Genomic DNA, 18,076 nt, shown 5'->3' on the forward strand with positions numbered 1-18,076 from the left:
TTGTACTGAGCGTAGTCGAAGTATTTGTCATTTGTTATTATCCCCTTTAAAAAGGGAAGAACTGAAGCAAGACTGAGCCTAGACTTCCTAAAAAGTCTACAAAACTGGGTTTACCAGCACTTACCTTCTCATTTACAGGTGTTTGCAGTTCTAGAATAAAAGCTTGAGCTGTTTGGGTTCCAGGGGTATTGCTTTGGGATGTAAACAATTTTTCAGCAATTTGAGCATCTTGGAATGCACCTTGTCTATCTAGTATTTGGTAACGAGCGATACCACGAGCTAAATAAGCACCTGCAAATTCTGGTTTAATAGCGATCGCTTGATTAAAATAACTGATTGCTTGCTGTTGGTTGCCTTTTTGCCCTTCTGCTACACCCCAAGCATAAAATTCTTCTGGTGAAGCAATTTGTAATGGTATCCCAACGGCACCTTGAAAGTTAGCACCATTCAAGTTTGCACCAGTCAATTCTGCATTTGCTAAATAAGCATTTCTTAAATCAGCACCCCCTAAATTTGCCCCACGGAATTTAGTCTCGCTCAGATTAACACCAAACAAACTTGCACCGCTCAAGTTAGCACCCCGTAAATCTGCACCGCTCAAGTTTGCCCGACTAAGGTTAGCACCTGTAAGATTAGCACCGCTCAAATTGGCTCCAGATAAGTCAGCCATCACTAAACCTGCATTAGTCAAATCACAGTTTTGACATTGCTTAGTTGCCAATAACTGTTTAACGTGTTCAGAATTTGCTGCTTGTACGGTTGTTGCCAAACTAATTGTGGTTAAAAAGGCAGCTATGGCTAAAATTTGCTTCTTCATATTTATGTAATATTTATTACTCAATATCTTACGCTAACTGAGATGGATTTATACCTCAGCATTATGATATGAGCAATCTCAACAGTTTGCCCTCTGTAGTTGCCTAGATCACTTATAAATTTGAGTAAACATTTACATATACCCTGATTTTAAATAAATATGAGACTATAGAAGCATTAAGACAGCCATAAAAACGTGAGTCAGCAAGACAAACTCTTAGAAAAGATCCTCTCTGGGACTTCTGATACAGACATCCCTTTCGCCCAACTGTGGCAACTTTTATATCGACTAGGCTTTGAGGAGCGGATTCGTGGCGATCATCGTATTTTTAGCAAAGCCGATATTGAGGAAATATTGAACCTGCAACATAAAAGAGGAAAAGCCAAAAGTTATCAAATTAAACAAGTTCGTGCAGTAATTCTTAAGTATAAGTTAGGAACCCAAAATGATGTTTCGCTATGAAGTTATTCTCTATTGGAGTGAATTAGATCAAGCCTTTATTGCGGAAGTACCAGAATTACCAGGCTGTGCTGCTGACGGTGATAGTTATCAAGAAGCTCTGCATAATGTAGAATTAGTGATGCAGGAATGGATAGAAACAGCTAAAGATTTAGGGCGGACAGTTCCTCAGCCTAGACCGCGTTTGATGTACATTTAATTGATACACAAGCTAAGTCACGTCGCTTCTCTACGAGACGCTAAGGGCGATCGCTCAAAATTCAAAACTCAATAATTTTTGATACCCATAAATTTTGTAGGTTGGGTTGAGGCTTTGCGAAACCCAACAAACACCCGCAAAATGTTAGATTACCCTGCGAAATTTTGCTAAGTTCCTCAACCCAACCCACTAGCGTGACATGCTTAAAATGTTGGGTTTCAAAAAATTACAAAAACCAAAATTCAATCATTAATAGAATTACTCAACCTTACTGGCAATCTTACAAATCACCATGATATGTGATTTATATTTGTCAATAGTATAGTGAACAAGTTGCAATCCAGAACGTTCTAGTTCTTGCAAAAGTTTAGGGATTTCATACTTATGATGTCGCCAAATAGTAATTTCTTCACCTTTAGATATTTCAATCTTTTTATCTATACCCATTTGACTGAAATTTAGAGTGTAATTATGGTGGAGTTTCATCTTAGCAACTATACTATCTGTCTTTAAATCATACTTTCTCACCAATTCACAATCTTCAGATTTAATCCCAATCTTGCTTTTAACCCATCCATATATTTCTTCTACATGATACTTGCAGCCACCTCTGACGTTTCCATCCCATTTAGAGTTAGAACCAATTTCATTGGTAAACACCAGAAAATCATTTTTTCCCATACTATCTCTAAAGTTTTTTAGTACCTCATCTCTATTTTGATGATTACCGATAGTAACACCTAAGTGGAAAAATATTTTGGCTGTGTCGTCAATTTCAAGGCTAACTTTATTTTGGAATAAACTTTTGGGCACACAACTATTCTCTATATCAATTGTGGAACTGATGAATTCAACTAGAGGAAACCATTTGCTAAAATTGTTTTTGGATACATGAAGCAATTCCTCGCTGATATCTAAAGCAATATATTTATTAACTTTTCCTAGTTTATTAAGTCTTTTAATAAACTTTTTAACTGGAAATGAATTTCCTGCGCCAACATCTATAATATTTATTTTTTTACCAATTTGAATATTGTCATTCAAGTATTTAAAATTTTCCTTTAAAAGCTCAATTTCTACATTCGATCTTCGATACCATGTTGGAATCACATATTTTCGATAAAAATCGTCCCAGATTTTTGCGCCTCTACCTTTATAAGAATACTTTAGAGGTATTTCTCGCCTGACTTCTAATGCATGAATTATGCCTAAAACTTCTTCCTCAGAAAAAATAGAGAAGAACTCAGAACTTGGCTTTGCTGTGCGATTGATAGCAGTTGACATGTCCGAGGGAAGTTGGAAATTGCTATGAAAATTTTGAGCCATTATTCTTGTTCTTGGGTTTTCTGAAATTATTGAAATGGATTAGCTGCAATGCTTGCCAAAGAGGTATTTTCTCACGCCACTGTCCCAAAATTTGAACTAAAATTTGGACTTACAAGCAGAAATAGATCCTATATTACGTACTGGGCAATTGGTTTTTTACATCAAAATACGAGATAATTTTTCAAAGATACAGGGGTAAATTCCAGTGGTTCAGCAACCAGAACTCCAGGAAACTTCGTCGATACACTCAATCCAGCGCGTGCTTAAGAGTTTAAGCACTTACCGATGGACTTCGCTAGGAGCATTGGTGAGTCTGTTGTTGTTGACGATCGCAAACGCAGTTACCCCACAATTATTTCGGTGGGGAATTGATCAGGGCATCACGAAAAACAACCTCCAAATTGTGCTGTATAGCGCCGCCTGGATGGTACTCGCCGCGATCGCTCGTGGTTTATTTAACTTCGGACAAAGCTATCTAGCAGAAGCAGCGTCTCAAGGTGTAGCTTATGACCTGCGAAACAGAATTTTCAGCAAAATTCAAAATCTCAGTTTCAGTTATCACGATCAAGCGCAGACTTCCCAACTGTTAACCCGTGTCACTAGCGATATTGAGCAGATCCGTACCTTTGTTGGCACTAGCTTAATTCAGGTCGTCGGTTCACTTGTGACATTGGTGAGTATATCAGTGGTTTTGCTGGTGATGAACTGGCAACTAGCACTGATTACACTAACGGTAGTGCCCCTAAATGCATGGTTGATGGCACAATTTGTGAGTCGGAATAACAAACTTTTTCGGCAAGTACAAGAGCAACTAAGCGACCTCAATGCTGTATTGCAAGAGAACTTGTTAGGAATCCGGGTAGTAAAAGCCTTTGTGCGGGAATCAACCGAAAGGTCGCGTTACACGACCATGAATGATTCCCTAGTCAGAGCAAATATGAAGACCATTAGCGCCATCCACAATACCTTCCCGTTTATCTTTTTGCTGAGTAATTTAGTAACATTGGCAGTTTTTGCCTACGGGGGAGAGCAGGTGATTGGGGGTAGGTTTTCCATTGGTGAACTAGTGGCGTTTAACTCCTACCTAGCGTTGATTCTCCAACCAATTTTGTTGATTGGATTTGCTGCACCTGCGATCGCTCAATCAGCTGCTTCCGCCGAACGTGTGTACGAAGTTGTAGATGCGGAGGTAGAAATTCGCGATCGCCCCGGTGCTGTCCCATTTGAAACCTGTGGCGGTAGAATCACATTTGAAAATGTATCCTTTCGCTATCCGGGAGCGACAACTGAAACTCTCAAAGAAGTTTCCTTTGAAACCAAACCCAACGAACTAATTGCAGTTTTAGGGATGACTGGTTCCGGGAAAAGCACAATTATGAACTTAATTCCCCGCTTTTACGATGTCACAGGGGGAGCAGTTCGCATTGACGGACGAGATGTAAAAAGTTTCACCCTCAAAAGCCTCAGATCGCGCATTGGTATTGTATTTCAGGAAACCACCCTCTTCTCTGGTACAATCCGCGAAAATATTGCCTACGCAAAACCCGATGCAACTCTAGATGAGGTGATAGAGGTTGCCAAAACTGCCCAAATGCACGATTTTATCAGTAGTTTACCCGATGGCTACGAGACAATTGTGGGTGAACGGGGCGTGGGTTTATCTGGTGGGCAAAAACAACGAATTGCGATCGCTCGTACCTTACTAACCGATTACAGCATTCTAATTTTGGACGATAGCACCTCAGCTATAGATGCTAAAACGGCTGCCCAGATTCAAGCCGAACTAGATAACTTAATGCGCCAAAAAGCTTGTACAACTTTTGTAGTAGCTCAACGCATCAGCACCGTCAAGAATGCCGATCGCATTTTTCTCATGGATAAAGGACGATTGGTAGCACAAGGCACACACGAGGAATTAATGCAAACCAGCCCCCTCTACGGTGTGATTTTGGAATCTCAAGTAAAGGCGAAAGAGAAAAGTGATACCAAACTAAAATAAATAGTCTTGCATCAAATTTTTATCACAGCCTTGTAATCAAGACAAAGACTTTTAATCAAAAATCCAAAATCTAAAATCCAAAATTGCTATGAGAGGCACAGTTCCCGTTGTTGCATCTGAGGATCAAGCGAGTAAACAACTTTCTACCCTGCGGCGCTTTTTGCAATACTTGCTACTTTATCGCAAAGAAATTCCCATCGCCCTGACATTAGTATTTATTGGCGCTGTAACCCAGGCAATTGGCCCGTTTTTCCTCGGCTGGTCGATTGATCACCTAATTGCACAAGGTAATTTGCAAGGACTACTACTCTTATTAGGACTACTAGCCCTAAACTACGGACTTGGTGTATTAGCAATCCGGGGTCAAATTATTCGAGTCGGCTGGATTATGCAGCGATTGCTGGCTCAACTGAGGCAAGATATTTTCACTAAAATCCAAAGTCTGCCACTTAGCTTTTTTGATCGCAGCGAAGCAGGTGATTTAATGAGCCGCCTGTTAAATGATGTCAATACTGTAAATCAGGCATTTGGACTAACGATCGCCCAAATGCTGGGCAACACTTTCAGTTTGGTAGGCATCATCATTGCAATGCTCTCAATCAACTTACAACTCGGTTTGTTGAGCAATCTGGTTGTGCCACTGATGATTTTTACCACCAGCTTATTTGCACGTTGGGCAAGAGCTAGGTTTCGCGTTACCCGACAAACTATTGGGGAGCTTTCCGCTAAGTTAGAAGAGGATATTAGCAGCGTCAGAGAAGCACAAGCATTTAATCGTGTCCAGATGAATATTCAAGAGTTCGACGTTCTTAACGCTGCCAATAGAGATGCTAACGTCGAGGCTGTAGCAATTACTTCGGCCTTTTTGCCCTCCATTGATTTTCTCAACACCCTAGCAACCGCAGGTGTGCTGGCCTATGGCGGCTATCTCGCAGTCACCGGAGCTGCAACAGTGGGTGTGGTAACATCCTTTTTACTTTACGTCCAGCAGTTCTTCCGCCCGATCCAAATTCTCAGCCAGTTTTACACCCAAGCTCAATCTGCCTTCGCCGGGTTAGAGCGAATCTTTCTATTGTTAGATGAACCGTCACAACTCAAAGACGCACCCAATGCGACAGAAATGCCGCCTATTCAGGGTGAAGTGACATTTGAGAATGTCAAGTTTGGCTATAACCCGGATCAACTGGTTCTCAAAGGGGTAAATTTGCACGCCTATCCAGGACAGATGATTGCGTTAGTAGGGCCGACCGGTTCGGGAAAAACTACGATCATTAACTTGATTTTGCGCTTCTATGATGTATCTGGCGGTGCAGTGAAAATTGATGATATTGATGTGCGTAGCGTTACTCAAGCAAGTCTACGGCGACAAATTGGCATCGTTCTGCAAGACAATATTCTATTCAGTGGCACTGTAGCCGAAAACATTGCCTTTGGCTCTGCCCATGCCACTCAAGCTGATATCGAATCGGCTGCACAGTTGGCAAATGTGCATGAGTTCATTACCTCACTACCACAAGGCTATACAACTCAATTGGGTGAACGGGGTGCACCCTTGAGCCAAGGACAACGACAGCTGATCAGTATTGCCCGTGCCGTGTTGATTAATCCCCGAATACTGATTCTTGATGAAGCAACCAGCAGCATTGACACGCGTACAGAAGCGTTAGTACAAATTGCGATCGCTCGTTTGTTGCAAGGTCGAACCAGCTTCGTAATTGCCCATCGCCTCAGTACAGTTACCCAGGCAGATCAGGTATTAGTAATTCAGCAGGGAGAAATTGTAGAGCAGGGTACTCACGCCGAACTTATCAATCAGCAAGGCGTTTATGCCAACCTTTATGCTCTGCAACTGGGTGCAGCAGACACAACGGTTTAAAACAAAAAGTAAAATATATATAGCTCTAATTTATCAATCGCCAGCAAAGAAATGAAGCTACCTGACCTCGATTCACAAACCATTGATCGCATTATTGAAATGGCATGGGAAGATAGAACCTCTTTCGATGCTATTGAGGCTCAGTTTGGGCTGCTAGAGAAAGAGGTAATCGCCCTAATGAGGCGCGAAATGAAAGAATCTAGTTTCAAGATGTGGCGAGAGCGAGTTACCAAACGCGGTACAAAACATTTATCTAAGCGAGAATTTATTGCAGGTCGGTTTAAATCGCATAATCAAAAAACGTAAGTAATTGGGTGAAAACTACCACATTCAGAAGTACAATGACGAAAGTTACACTCTACATTGCAGCGAGCTTGGATGGCTATATTGCTCGCAGCGATGGCAGAATTGATTGGCTATCAATCCTTGATACAGAAGGTGAAGACTACGGTTACACTGATTTCTACGAATCGATTGATGCGATCGTGTTAGGTAGCAAAACGTATGAAGTAGGGCTTGGTTTTGATAAATGGCCTTATCCAGACAAAAAATCCTTCGTTTTTACCCAGCGCCCTCTCCAATCTGACCGTGAAGACGTTACATTTATTTCTGCTCCAGTGGAGCCAGCCTTAGCAAATATAGAAGCTCAAGGTTATGAAAACATCTGGCTAGTTGGTGGCGGAGCATTAATCAATTCGTTTCTTCAGCACAGCTTGATTGACGAATATATTATTTCAACTATTCCAATTATCTTAGGTGGCGGCATACGCCTTTTCCCACCGCCTAGCCCTGAAGAAGAATTGGAACTGATTAGCTCAAAACAATATTCTACTGGTTTACTTCAAGCACATTATAGGCGAAAACAGAAGGTTTAAAAAATTCATAATTCATAATTACGTGACTGCCATCATTAGGCAGTGGAATCATATCATGTTCCGTTTAACACTTATCATTATGATTGACGCAAGGGAACTTTAATGATCCATGATTATCTGGACTTAATATAAAACCCTTTTTAATTACGAATTACGAATTACGTTAGCGTAGCGGGGCGTAGCCCATTACAAATTACCTAAAGAAGCTTCTGAACAGCTTTGCTAAACTCCTCGTAAGCTGAAACTCCTACGATAGTTTGTGCTAACTCACCATCTTTAAATATTAAAACTGCTGGAATACTGCGAAGACCGAATCTCTTGAAAATTGGCTTGTTGCTATCAACGTCTACCTTAACAACTTTGGCGCGACCTTTATATTCCTCAGCAAGTTGATCCATTAACGGACTGACCAAGCGACAGGGGCCACACCAAGTAGCAGTAAAATCAACAACAACAACTTTCTCTTCACTTCCATTTAAAACAGCATCAAATTCGCTTTCTTGAACGTAAATAACTATGTCAGTATCTGTAGACATTTTCTAATCCTTTAGTGTCAAACTCAAATTTCAGCAAAAAGCTAACTATACAAACTATACTCCCTTCTGCCTGTCAGATTCATTAATCACCTAGATTCTTGAAAACCCACACCTGGCTTTTGCTTAAGTAAGGCAATGCAAATAAATCGAACTATGTCAGGACTTACGCAAAATTATGAAAAAACGAACCGCAAAGAACGCAAAGAACGCGAAGGAAGAGGGTTTCAGAGAGTTCTTGCATGAGTCCTATATGTTAGTGAATGTAAAATTATTGTAATCATTTCGTAGTAAAGACTTTAGTCCTTACTACAAACCTTTAATTATTTACGCCGTTTTACATACGCCCTACCAACTGATCTAATCTAAAAACCTATACCTTAAGGCGTAGAGGAATCATTCTCTCGATCAAACAGTTCTAACAAGCCAATTGTGCCTACAAAAAAAGTATAAGTAGCATATTTTATTGGCATCTTTTTTCTTGAAGGTGCATAGAAAGCTGCTATAATACTTTCGATAAAATGGCTAGTGACGGCAAAACGCTCAATCCAAAAAATTGGATTAAGGCTGCTTGGTAGATTAGTATTAGTTATTACTGCATAAATATTCCAGGATTCCAATCCAATTGCGCTTGTTATAAGGATTGTAGATATAATTTTTACAAAGGTAAAAATGTATCTTTTTATAAGCTTTAAGTTCATATCATTCACAAAAAATTGTTTAAATTATGTGGCAATACTCAGTGAAGTAATAGACAATTTCATCTATGAAGACTTATGCAAAAAATTTCTAGTACAGCACGGCATAAATAAACCACCCATTCCAAATCAACGAAACTATTACCCTGTATTCATTTTGACTTTTGACTTTTGACTTTTGACTTCCGCCCTGCGGTACTAGCCCGGTTATTTCGCGGTGTCTCCTGTGGTAGTTTGCGGTCAGCTTATTCTCTACGAACGCGCAGCGTGTCGCAGACAGACGTTTTGCATAGCTTGCTTCTCTGTAAAAGTATACGTCTAGGTTTTTCCAGTACTCATGCGTAAGTTTTATGTATTATCTAAAATTCCCCTTAAGTCAACCAATCTTATATCATGATTTCCATTTTTGTAAAAGCCTCTAAAAATACGGACATGATGTATTAAGCTTGCTATACCCGTAAATACTACTAATATAAGGCGGAAGTCAGAAATATTGTATCCCAAGCTTTTGCGCCATTTAAAATGGTATGTTTCTTTACGCTGTAGTGTACTATGAGTAATGAAAATTAAATTACTAGATATTTAAAAAACGGTGAAACTGTGGAATAATACATAGGTGGTAAATTTAATTGCATTCAGTAGATAGATAAAAAATATAAAGCTATGATTACTCAAGATTACAATTCAATTAATTTTGAACCTACCTTGCTTAAGCAAATCAAGATTAAAGAAAATCAGCTAAAAATTGCACAAGAATCTAATATGCTCTATGTAGCTGAAGCATTAGAAGAAGAATTATTAAAGTTACAAGATCAATTATCAGAGTCGCAAGACGTTGAAGTTCTAGCGTTGATGAGTTTACTAGACGATTAAGATTATAAATTTGTGTTGCAAAGTTTATTGAAACACAATAACTCTCTCAGAGAGACGCAGAGCATAATAAATTGTGATAACTGAGTCTGCTAAAGTTTTGTAAACACATGATAATTCTTACCTAGTTAAGATATTAGGGTTTTGCTGAGTACGGGGTACTTTTATCTGCGGTACTGAATTAATCTTAAGAACAGGTTTAATTGGGCGCAGTTGCCTTAGCCTAAGAATTTGAATTTCTCTCTCCATCGAATTTTTTCCTTGTCTAAAAAATTCTTGAGAGTTATATGGAACTAAGTCGCGGGATAAATGTTGAGCTTGTGCTGGAGTCAAACTAGGAAAGGCTTGTTCAGCATTGGCAGAAATTTGTATAGCCAGTAAAAAAGCTGTTGAAAGCACCAAGGGTTTTATTTTTATACATCCGGTAAATATCAGGTTTAACATGATTGATACATCTATTGCGTGAATGCTATTTCAAACCATCTTATGTTGGTCTGAATTATAAGCAAATTTTACTTATTGGCTTACTAATTACTTCCTACAAATGGGTGAATTAATAAGCTAAAAATTTATCGAATAGAATAAAGGCGTCAGTTGTCAGAATTCAATTGGGTAAACTGAGCAGAAATGGCGGATAGCGTAGACTGTAGACTATATCTTTGCTCAGTCGCAGACTCAGAATTCGTTCTGAGACAGGGTAGACGAGAATGAAATAGCCTTGTTAGGTTGGATAAATAGGCGATCGCACCTTTGGCAATACATCAGCTAAATTACTAGTTTAGGAATGGTGTCGAGCCGCTTCAGTGATAATGCTGTAGTAGATATTCCAGTCTGTAACAGTCAATACTAAATTATAAAATTGTATTTTATACAGACAGTCTTTCCTAAAATAATAAAATTACTAACTTAGCTATTGGCAAAACCCCAGTTTGCATACAGTCTATTTACTAATTTTTAAAATAGGTAAATATAATTTACACTAAAGTATATCAGTATTTTAACTGTTGCTTTACTCATTAATACTTACTTAATATGTAGCACAATCTTTTCCATTATCTTACTCATCGTGAAACCTCTTCTACAGACTTACTTAGAACAAGAAATCTGGATACTAGTACGGGACAAATGGTATTTCGCCACAATTATCGGAGTTTGGGATGATTTGTTGTGTTTTAAACATAGAACTTACAACAAAGATACAGAGGAGGATACTCTTTGGGAAATGGTTGTTAAAATCAGTGAAGTAGTTGCTATCGATAAAGTTAGCTCTGTTATTAGTAGAAAAGCAGATGTGCTTATTTCACGGCTACTAGAAACTGAGCAAGGACTAAACGATTATTATCAAGATCATGAACATTAATTAGCTCAATAGTAAAATACTAGCTTGTCTCTCAGATAAACAGATAAAAGTTGAGACAAGCAGTATAAATCGGTATGATAGAAGATTAGCGGATATTGTTGCTCCCTTTGGGTTGGTTGCCGATAGATACAAATTAATCCAGCTTCAAGGTTTCTCTTGGAGAGCCTATGCCTACGCTAAGACAATAAATATATTTGCATAACAGAGGTTTAATACTAATCTGATAGACTATCTTAAATTTAAAATTATAAAAACTGGTAGCTCAGGGCTGATAACTAAACTATGAGTGAAGCCTTATTCTGTATCGAAAATCTGCGAGTTGCCTATCCTGCACGGAGTGGAGAAGAAGCAAGCTGGGCGGTTGATGATGTATCTTTCACCTTGCAACCAGGTGAAAGAATGGGATTGGTGGGAGAGTCGGGTTGTGGTAAGTCAACTATAGGACGGGCAGTAATGCGTTTACTACCAGCCTCTAGTCGGATTGAGGGACAGGTGACATTTCAAGGACAGTCGGTGTTTGACTTGATGCCTAACCAGTTGCGGAAATTTCGGGGAGAAACGATCGCCTTAATTTTTCAAGATCCCATGACACGCCTCGATCCGTTAATGACGATTGGTAAGCATTGTATCGAAACCCTTCAGGCACACTCACCAGAATTATCAACCCGCGAAGCCAAAGAAAAAGCACTTGCTACCTTAGCAAAGGTGAATATTCCAGCTAGTCGCTGGAATCAGTATCCCCACGAGTTTAGCGGTGGAATGCGCCAACGGGTAGCGATCGCTTTAGCTTTACTCCTCAACCCCAAGTTAATTGTTGCCGATGAACCTACTACCAGTTTAGATGTCACCGTTTCCGCACAGATATTAAAAGAATTAACTCGTCTGTGCGGTGAAGAAAACATGGGATTATTGCTGATTTCTCACGATTTAGCAATGGTGGCTGAGTATTGCGATCGCATTGGCGTGATGTATGACGGCAAAATGGTGGAAATGGGTTCTACAGAAACCGTATTTAGACACCCTCAACATGAATATACGCGATCGCTCTTAAAAGCAGCTTTACATATTCAAGCAGTAAATGACGACGGAGAATTGATAATTGCCAATGACTCAGAAAAGCAATTACCCATTGTTAATAAACAATCCCCAATTTTGAGCGTCAGTGAACTCAAGCAACACTACACCATAGAACCTAACTTTATTGAACGACTGTTTAAGACACAAACCCAGACGATTAAAGCAGTAGATGGTATCAACCTAGATATTTATCCCGGAGAAATTCTTGGCTTAGTTGGGGAATCAGGTTGTGGTAAAAGTACGCTATCACGAACAATCTTGCAACTAATTCGTCCTACTAGTGGCAAAGTTGAGTTTTTAGGACAAGATTTAACTAAACTGTCGCGTCAAGAAATTCGCTCCTCACGGCGACAAATCCAAATGGTTTTTCAAGATCCTCATGCTTGTCTTAATCCAGCGATGACAGTGGGACAAAGTATTGCCGATCCTTTATTTATCCACAATTTAGCCGATCCCGTTAAGGCAAAAGAACAGGTTTTGTGGATGCTAGAGAAAGTTGGGTTAACGCCCCCAGAAGTATATTATGAGCGTTATCCATCAGATTTATCTGGGGGACAACAGCAAAGAGTTGCGATCGCTCGTGCTTTGATTACTCACCCTAAACTTTTGATCTGCGATGAACCAGTAAGTATGCTAGACGCTAGCGTGCAATCGCAAGTGCTGGATTTGATGTTGCAATTAAAAGAAGAATTTGAGTTAACTTATCTGTTTATTACTCACGATCTTTGGTTAGCTCGATTTTTGTGCGATCGTATTGCCGTGATGAATGGCGGTAAAATTGTCGAACTTGGTCTGACAAAAACCATTTTTGCTAATCCTCAGCACCCTTATACCAAAACCTTACTAGCTGCTGCCCCCTTACTAGCACGCGCTTAATCAAACAAACTCCTAACTCTTATAAAGATGCGATTTATCGCGTCTCTGTAGGTTCAGAGGCTCAAGTGGCGATGTCTAACCGCAAGCACTGCCTTTGAATGTTTCTAAGTAGGTCGGTATAAAAATTTGTCCTTGGGATAAGGCAGTTCTTGCTGGAGGGAAGAGAGTTTTAATCCAATAAGCTTGGGTTAGGCATTTTTTTCTTCTCTCTGTTCCGCGCCAGTTGCTTTAAGTCGGGGAACCCGCAAGGGCGCACTGGCTTCTCTGTGCCTCTGCGGTAGCCTGCGGCCCCAACTCTTGGAAAGACTACGCTAATGCGTCTACGTAAAAAAATTTGACTTTGATAAAGAGTCTTAGCCTTAACCCAAGCGTATCGGGTTTTAATCTAGTTTATCTTTCTTCACATAGTTTAGTCTTATTGCACCAACTTAACTTATACAAATGGTATTTTTAACCTAAAGAGAGGAGATTTCCAAATAGAGACAAAGTAGAATTAAAAATAAACTTCATAAACTGTTTATGCAATGGGCTAATTTTCTAGCCAAAGAAGCTGCTACCCATAGCTTATCTCTAGAGCAAACAGCAGCTTTTCTAAAGTATTATAATAATGAGAATTTAGGTAAAAGTGAAGCTAAACTTATCAGCGAATTAAACGTTGATATTGCTGCTTTCAGAAAATTGATGGGTGAGATATATGAAAAGTTCGCTCAGAGTTATCCTGAGTTAGCTATTTCTAACAATGAAAACAAACTAGAAACCTTAGAAACCTACCTGAGAGCAAAATATAATAACGAATTGGATGTCCTCAAACCATCGGCGGCGATGAAATTATTAAAAACGCTGGTGATTCAAGAAAGACTGCAACAAGAACCTTGGGTTGCGAGAAGAATTTGTAAATTTTTAGGATATTTGCCTTTAGCGCTAGAGTTAGTAGGGCGATATCTGGATAAAATGCCAGATTTATCTTTGGAAACACTGCTGAAGCGGCTAGAGAAAAAACGAGTGGAACATGAATCAGTAGTCAATGCTAACTCATTGATGGCTTATGAATACGGTGTAGCTGAAGCTTTTGAATTAAGTTGGGAAGAGTTGGATGAAAATGCACAAAGTTTTGGCTGTTTGCTAAGTTTGTGTGCTTTAGCTGACATTCCCTTATCTCTTGAGACGGTAGAAGATAACAAAAAACAAGAACTTTGGCGCAAAGCCATAGCTGATTTGCTAGAATTGCATTTGTTACAACAGAAAACTAAAGGAATTTATCATCTCAATCCCCTGATTCGGCAACTTTTTCAAATGAAGTTGGATAAGTCAAATAAGGCGGATGAAGCAAAAACTAATTTTGCAGGGATGATGTTAGAAGTAGCAAAGCTAATTCCGCAACAGCCTAACCATGAAGATATTCTCAACCTCACTCCACATATCCCGCACATTATAAAAGTTGCAACCCACCTATCCCAGTATGTAGGGGATGAAAATCTAATCACTCTTTTTACTAAATTGTCTTGGTTTTATCAAGGTCAAGGACTTTATCAGCAAGCAGAATCTTGGTTGCAAAAGTGTGTAGAGTTGACTCAAAATCGTCTTGGTTTAGAACATACCGATGTTGCTGCTAGTTTGAACAATTTAGCCGGATTTTACAAATCTACAGGACGTTACAGCGAAGCTGAACCTTTGTATCAGCAAGCTTTAAAACTTAGAAAACGTCTGCTAGGAGAGAACCATCTTGATGTTGCCACTAGCCTGAATAATTTAGCACAACTGTACGATTCTATAGGACGTTATAGCGAAGCCGAACCTCTGTATCACCAAGCTTTAAAACTGAGGAAACGCCTGCTAGGAGAAGAACATACCGATGTCGCCACTATCCTAAGCTATTTAGCATTACTCTATGAATCTATAGGACGCTATAACCAAGCCGAACCTTTGTATCAGCAAGCTTTGAAACTGTGGAAACGCCTAGTGGGAGAAGAACATCCCCATGTGGCTACAACCTTGAACAATTTAGCGGCATTGTACTGTTATACAGGACGCTACAGCAAAGCTGAACCCTTGCTTAAAAAAGCTTTAGAACTGAGAAAACGCTTGCTGGGAGAGAACCATCTTGATGTCGCTACTAGTCTGAATAATTTAGCACAACTCTACGAATCTACAGAACGCCACACCAAAGCCGAACCCTTATATCAAGAAGCTTTAGAAATGAGCAGACGCCTGCTGGGAGACAATCATCCTGATGTCGCCATTAGTCTGAACAATCTCGCAGCACTCTACCGTAATACAAGACGGTACAGGAAAGCCAAACCTTTATTTGAGCAAGCTTTGAAAATTTGTGAACAAACTTTAGGTGTAAGTCATCCTACTACTATGACGATTCGGGCAAATTATGCCAGCTTTTTAAGAGAAGCATATCACTAGCGTAGACGCAAAGCGGCTTGTCGTTAGACATCGCTGCGCCTAATTCGTAATTAGTAATTCGTAAAAAAAATATCCCCCTCCCCCCAGCGAAGAAGGGGATAAATTCTACTTACACCCTAAAGACTGGCGAGTATCTACACCAGTTTTAGAATTAACACCACTTGCCTTAACACAAAGTTTCTTCACTTGCGTCCCATCTAAAATTGCATTTGTAAAATCAGCACCTGTGACATTTACATCATCAAAAATAGAACGCAGCATCATTGCATCAGTCAATACAGCATTACTTAAATCAGCATCCTTAAACTGTGTTAAATAGGCTATACCTTCACTAAAATCAGCACCATGCAGATTTACTCCCTCCAGCACAGTACCGTTAAACACGACACCACGTAAGTCAGCACTGCTAAAATTAGCATTCTCTAATTTGAGATTGGTAAACTCAGTACCAACTAAACTTTGACCAGAGTAATCCTTGCCCTTGAGTTCATCATTACCTACAGAACGGGTAATACTGGAGGAACTTGCAGCTTGCGCCGATAGGGGAAAGCAAAAAAGAACCATCGCTAAGACAAAGTTAGCTAACAGTCGCCAATATTTCATAATGTCTTCTTAATAAATCTCAACACTTGCACCATTAACTATTAAAGCTTATGGAAGGGGACAAGGGAGTGGGGAGCAGAGGGGACAAGGTGACAAAAGTTTAGAACTTCCAACAAGTCTTTCCCCTTGTTTCCAATTCTCCTTGTCCCTAAATCCTCTTTCCCATGCCCAATGCCCAAATTCAATACATAAGACTGTCAAACCAGAAAGCATCTCGTAGGATTATAAATGTTGAGGTGCGATGCCTAATGGCAAGTTGCTCCGCATCTACGCAAAATTACCTGTGGCTAATCAAGAAGACAACGCCCAATCTCTGGCGCGAACCCCTTTATATCAACTGGGTTTAGAACTTAAAGCACGCTTTACCAGCTTTGGCGGTTGGGAAATGCCTGTGCAATTTAGTGGCATTAGCCGCGAGCACGAGGCTGTAAGAAATACAGCCGGAATGTTTGATATTTCTCACATGGGCAAATTTACCCTCCAAGGTAAAAACCTCATTTCCCAACTCCAGCCTCTAGTGCCTTCAGACTTGAGTCGATTGCAACCTGGTCAAGCACAATACACCGTATTGTTAAATCCCCAAGCTGGAATTATTGACGATATCATTGTTTATTACCAAGGTGAAGACACTATTGGTATACAGAAGGCATTCATCATCGTCAATGCAGCAACCTCTGCTAAAGATAAAGCATGGCTATTGCAACACCTTGACCTGGATAAAGTGCAATTCCAAGACCTTTCACCAGATAAAGCCTTAATTGCCGTGCAAGGGCCAAAAGCGATTAAATACCTCCAACCCTTAGTGCAAGAAGACTTACAACCAATTAAAGCCTTCGGACATTTAGAAGCAACCCTACTAGGGAAACCTGCCTTCCTGGCCCGCACAGGTTACACCGGAGAAGATGGCTTTGAGGTGATGGTAGACCCGGATGTAGGGGTAGAATTGTGGTTAAGTCTCCATAATGCTGGTGTTATCCCATGTGGACTCGGTGCGAGAGACACTCTGCGGCTAGAAGCGGCGATGGCACTTTACGGACAAGATATCGATGACACCACCACACCTTTAGAAGCAGGTTTGGGGTGGCTAGTTCACCTAGATACCAAAGGCGAATTTATTGGTCGGGAAATTTTAGCACAGCAAAAAGCCATTGGAGTGCAGCGCCGATTAGTGGGTTTGCAAACCCAAGGACGCAACATTGCCCGTCACGGCTATCAAGTGTTATCAGTAGGTAAAGTTGTGGGAGAAGTTACCAGTGGTACTCTATCGCCTACACTTGGTTATCCTATTGCCTTAGCTTATGTTCCTACTCAATTAGCAACCATCGGTCAACAGCTAGAAGTCGAAATTCGCGGCAAAGCTTACCCAGGAGTTGTAGTTAAACGTCCCTTTTTTCGGTCAAAAAATCGTGTCGCCAACTGATAAGCGTCGAGGTTTTTGAGGAATAATGTGTTGTGAGTTAGTCAATGTACATACAGTAAGGTTCATTACTAAATATGGCTTGGATGACTGTTGGGGCAATAATTTTTTTGATAAGGGAGAGGAAGTGATATGTCTTTTGAATATCCTCAAGATTTCAGATACCTGGATTCTCATGAATACGTGCGAATAGATGGTGAAATTGCCACCATTGGTATTACTGAATTTGCTGTACATGAATTGGGCGATATCGTCTTTTTAGAACTGCCAGAAATTGGTGACGCTCTTACTAGGGGAGAAAACTTTGGCACAATTGAATCAGTAAAAGCCGTTGAAGAATTGAATTCACCAGTGACAGGCACAGTTATAGAACGCAATGAAGCTTTAATTAATTCTCCTGAAGACGTGTCAGAAGACCCTTACGGAGAAGGGTGGTTTTTGAAAGTGCGCGTCAATGACCCTGATGAAGTTGAGGATGCTTTGACCGCCGATGAGTATCGCGCACAAGTAGAAGGGGAGTAGGGAGTCAAGGGGCAGGGGGCAGGGGGAAAAACTGCAAATATCTTTTCTCCCCAATTCTTCCCGCTCTCTGCTCCCTTGCCTCTTTTATCTGCCGTGGAATGAAGGGGGGAACATGGGTTGAATCCTCATTCTTTTCTATCCCCCTTGCTCCCTGCTC

At 40.2% G+C, this 18,076-nt stretch carries 18 protein-coding genes; 12 read left to right on the forward strand and 6 right to left on the reverse strand.

The window, feature by feature from the left end:
* Nucleotides 1-46: 46 nt before the first annotated feature.
* A complete protein-coding gene (locus RMY00_RS27100; RefSeq protein WP_322650504.1) occupies nt 47-817 on the reverse strand; it encodes a pentapeptide repeat-containing protein in 771 nt (256 codons plus the stop codon).
* A 195-nt stretch (nt 818-1,012) separates the two neighbouring features.
* Between RMY00_RS27100 and RMY00_RS27105 the strand changes: the two genes are divergently transcribed.
* Together RMY00_RS27105 and RMY00_RS27110 are read left to right on the forward strand one after the other, a co-directional pair.
* Entirely contained in the window at nt 1,013-1,279 is a 267-nt protein-coding gene (locus RMY00_RS27105) for a type II toxin-antitoxin system HicA family toxin (RefSeq protein ID WP_322650505.1), read from the forward strand.
* Nucleotides 1,263-1,475, forward strand: coding sequence for a type II toxin-antitoxin system HicB family antitoxin (locus RMY00_RS27110; RefSeq protein ID WP_322650506.1), 213 nt, complete (start codon nt 1,263-1,265; stop codon nt 1,473-1,475). The genes RMY00_RS27105 and RMY00_RS27110 overlap by 17 nt, the downstream gene beginning before the upstream one ends.
* Nucleotides 1,476-1,733: 258 nt before the next feature.
* Here RMY00_RS27110 and RMY00_RS27115 read toward each other — a convergent pair whose 3' ends face one another.
* Nucleotides 1,734-2,801, reverse strand: a complete 1,068-nt coding sequence (locus RMY00_RS27115; protein WP_322650507.1) for an L-histidine N(alpha)-methyltransferase — start codon at nt 2,799-2,801, stop codon at nt 1,734-1,736.
* A gap of 205 nt (nt 2,802-3,006) precedes the next feature.
* On the opposite strand from RMY00_RS27115, the gene RMY00_RS27120 reads away from it, so the two are divergent.
* The 4 genes from RMY00_RS27120 to RMY00_RS27135 all read left to right on the forward strand — a co-directional run bounded on the left by RMY00_RS27120 (nt 3,007) and on the right by RMY00_RS27135 (nt 7,551).
* Complete coding sequence (locus RMY00_RS27120) at nt 3,007-4,800, forward strand: ABC transporter ATP-binding protein (RefSeq protein ID WP_322650508.1); 1,794 nt, start codon at nt 3,007-3,009, stop codon at nt 4,798-4,800.
* Between the two features lie 88 nt (nt 4,801-4,888).
* Entirely contained in the window at nt 4,889-6,676 is a 1,788-nt protein-coding gene (locus RMY00_RS27125) for an ABC transporter ATP-binding protein (RefSeq protein WP_322650509.1), read from the forward strand.
* A gap of 51 nt (nt 6,677-6,727) precedes the next feature.
* Nucleotides 6,728-6,982: a TIGR03643 family protein gene (locus RMY00_RS27130; protein WP_322650510.1), complete on the forward strand. Its 255-nt coding sequence runs from the start codon at nt 6,728-6,730 to the stop codon at nt 6,980-6,982.
* Between the two features lie 35 nt (nt 6,983-7,017).
* A complete protein-coding gene (locus tag RMY00_RS27135) occupies nt 7,018-7,551 on the forward strand; it encodes a dihydrofolate reductase family protein (protein ID WP_322650511.1) in 534 nt (177 codons plus the stop codon).
* Between the two features lie 197 nt (nt 7,552-7,748).
* Here RMY00_RS27135 and trxA read toward each other — a convergent pair whose 3' ends face one another.
* Nucleotides 7,749-8,087 carry a thioredoxin gene (trxA, locus tag RMY00_RS27140; protein ID WP_322650512.1) on the reverse strand — a complete coding sequence of 113 codons (339 nt, stop codon included), beginning with the start codon at nt 8,085-8,087 and terminating at the stop codon, nt 7,749-7,751.
* Between the two features lie 377 nt (nt 8,088-8,464).
* The gene (locus RMY00_RS27145; protein ID WP_322650576.1) at nt 8,465-8,785 is read right to left on the reverse strand and encodes a hypothetical protein; all 321 of its coding nucleotides are present in this window, start codon (nt 8,783-8,785) and stop codon (nt 8,465-8,467) included.
* Between the two features lie 660 nt (nt 8,786-9,445).
* On the opposite strand from RMY00_RS27145, the gene RMY00_RS27150 reads away from it, so the two are divergent.
* On the forward strand, nt 9,446-9,655 hold the full coding sequence (locus RMY00_RS27150) for a hypothetical protein (protein WP_322650513.1): 210 nt from the start codon (nt 9,446-9,448) through the stop codon (nt 9,653-9,655).
* A gap of 117 nt (nt 9,656-9,772) precedes the next feature.
* Here the strand turns inward: RMY00_RS27150 and RMY00_RS27155 are convergent, their stop codons facing one another.
* A complete protein-coding gene (locus tag RMY00_RS27155) occupies nt 9,773-10,096 on the reverse strand; it encodes a hypothetical protein (RefSeq protein WP_322650514.1) in 324 nt (107 codons plus the stop codon).
* Nucleotides 10,097-10,718: 622 nt separating this feature from the next.
* Between RMY00_RS27155 and RMY00_RS27160 the strand changes: the two genes are divergently transcribed.
* The 3 genes from RMY00_RS27160 to RMY00_RS27170 all read left to right on the forward strand — a co-directional run bounded on the left by RMY00_RS27160 (nt 10,719) and on the right by RMY00_RS27170 (nt 15,377).
* Complete coding sequence (locus tag RMY00_RS27160; RefSeq protein ID WP_322650515.1) at nt 10,719-11,012, forward strand: hypothetical protein; 294 nt, start codon at nt 10,719-10,721, stop codon at nt 11,010-11,012.
* A gap of 282 nt (nt 11,013-11,294) precedes the next feature.
* On the forward strand, nt 11,295-12,965 hold the full coding sequence (locus RMY00_RS27165) for an ABC transporter ATP-binding protein (RefSeq protein ID WP_322650516.1): 1,671 nt from the start codon (nt 11,295-11,297) through the stop codon (nt 12,963-12,965).
* 519 nt (nt 12,966-13,484) lie between these two features.
* The gene (locus RMY00_RS27170) at nt 13,485-15,377 is read left to right on the forward strand and encodes a tetratricopeptide repeat protein (protein WP_322650517.1); all 1,893 of its coding nucleotides are present in this window, start codon (nt 13,485-13,487) and stop codon (nt 15,375-15,377) included.
* A gap of 105 nt (nt 15,378-15,482) precedes the next feature.
* Here the strand turns inward: RMY00_RS27170 and RMY00_RS27175 are convergent, their stop codons facing one another.
* Complete coding sequence (locus tag RMY00_RS27175) at nt 15,483-15,980, reverse strand: pentapeptide repeat-containing protein (RefSeq protein ID WP_322650518.1); 498 nt, start codon at nt 15,978-15,980, stop codon at nt 15,483-15,485.
* Between the two features lie 283 nt (nt 15,981-16,263).
* Between RMY00_RS27175 and gcvT the strand changes: the two genes are divergently transcribed.
* Together gcvT and gcvH are read left to right on the forward strand one after the other, a co-directional pair.
* On the forward strand, nt 16,264-17,400 hold the full coding sequence (gene gcvT / locus RMY00_RS27180; RefSeq protein ID WP_322650577.1) for a glycine cleavage system aminomethyltransferase GcvT: 1,137 nt from the start codon (nt 16,264-16,266) through the stop codon (nt 17,398-17,400).
* A 129-nt stretch (nt 17,401-17,529) separates the two neighbouring features.
* Nucleotides 17,530-17,919 carry a glycine cleavage system protein GcvH gene (gcvH, locus tag RMY00_RS27185; RefSeq protein ID WP_100899443.1) on the forward strand — a complete coding sequence of 130 codons (390 nt, stop codon included), beginning with the start codon at nt 17,530-17,532 and terminating at the stop codon, nt 17,917-17,919.
* Nucleotides 17,920-18,076: the final 157 nt, after the last annotated feature.

The organism is Nostoc sp. ChiVER01 (assembly GCF_034531155.1).
Lineage (GTDB): Bacteria > Cyanobacteriota > Cyanobacteriia > Cyanobacteriales > Nostocaceae > Nostoc.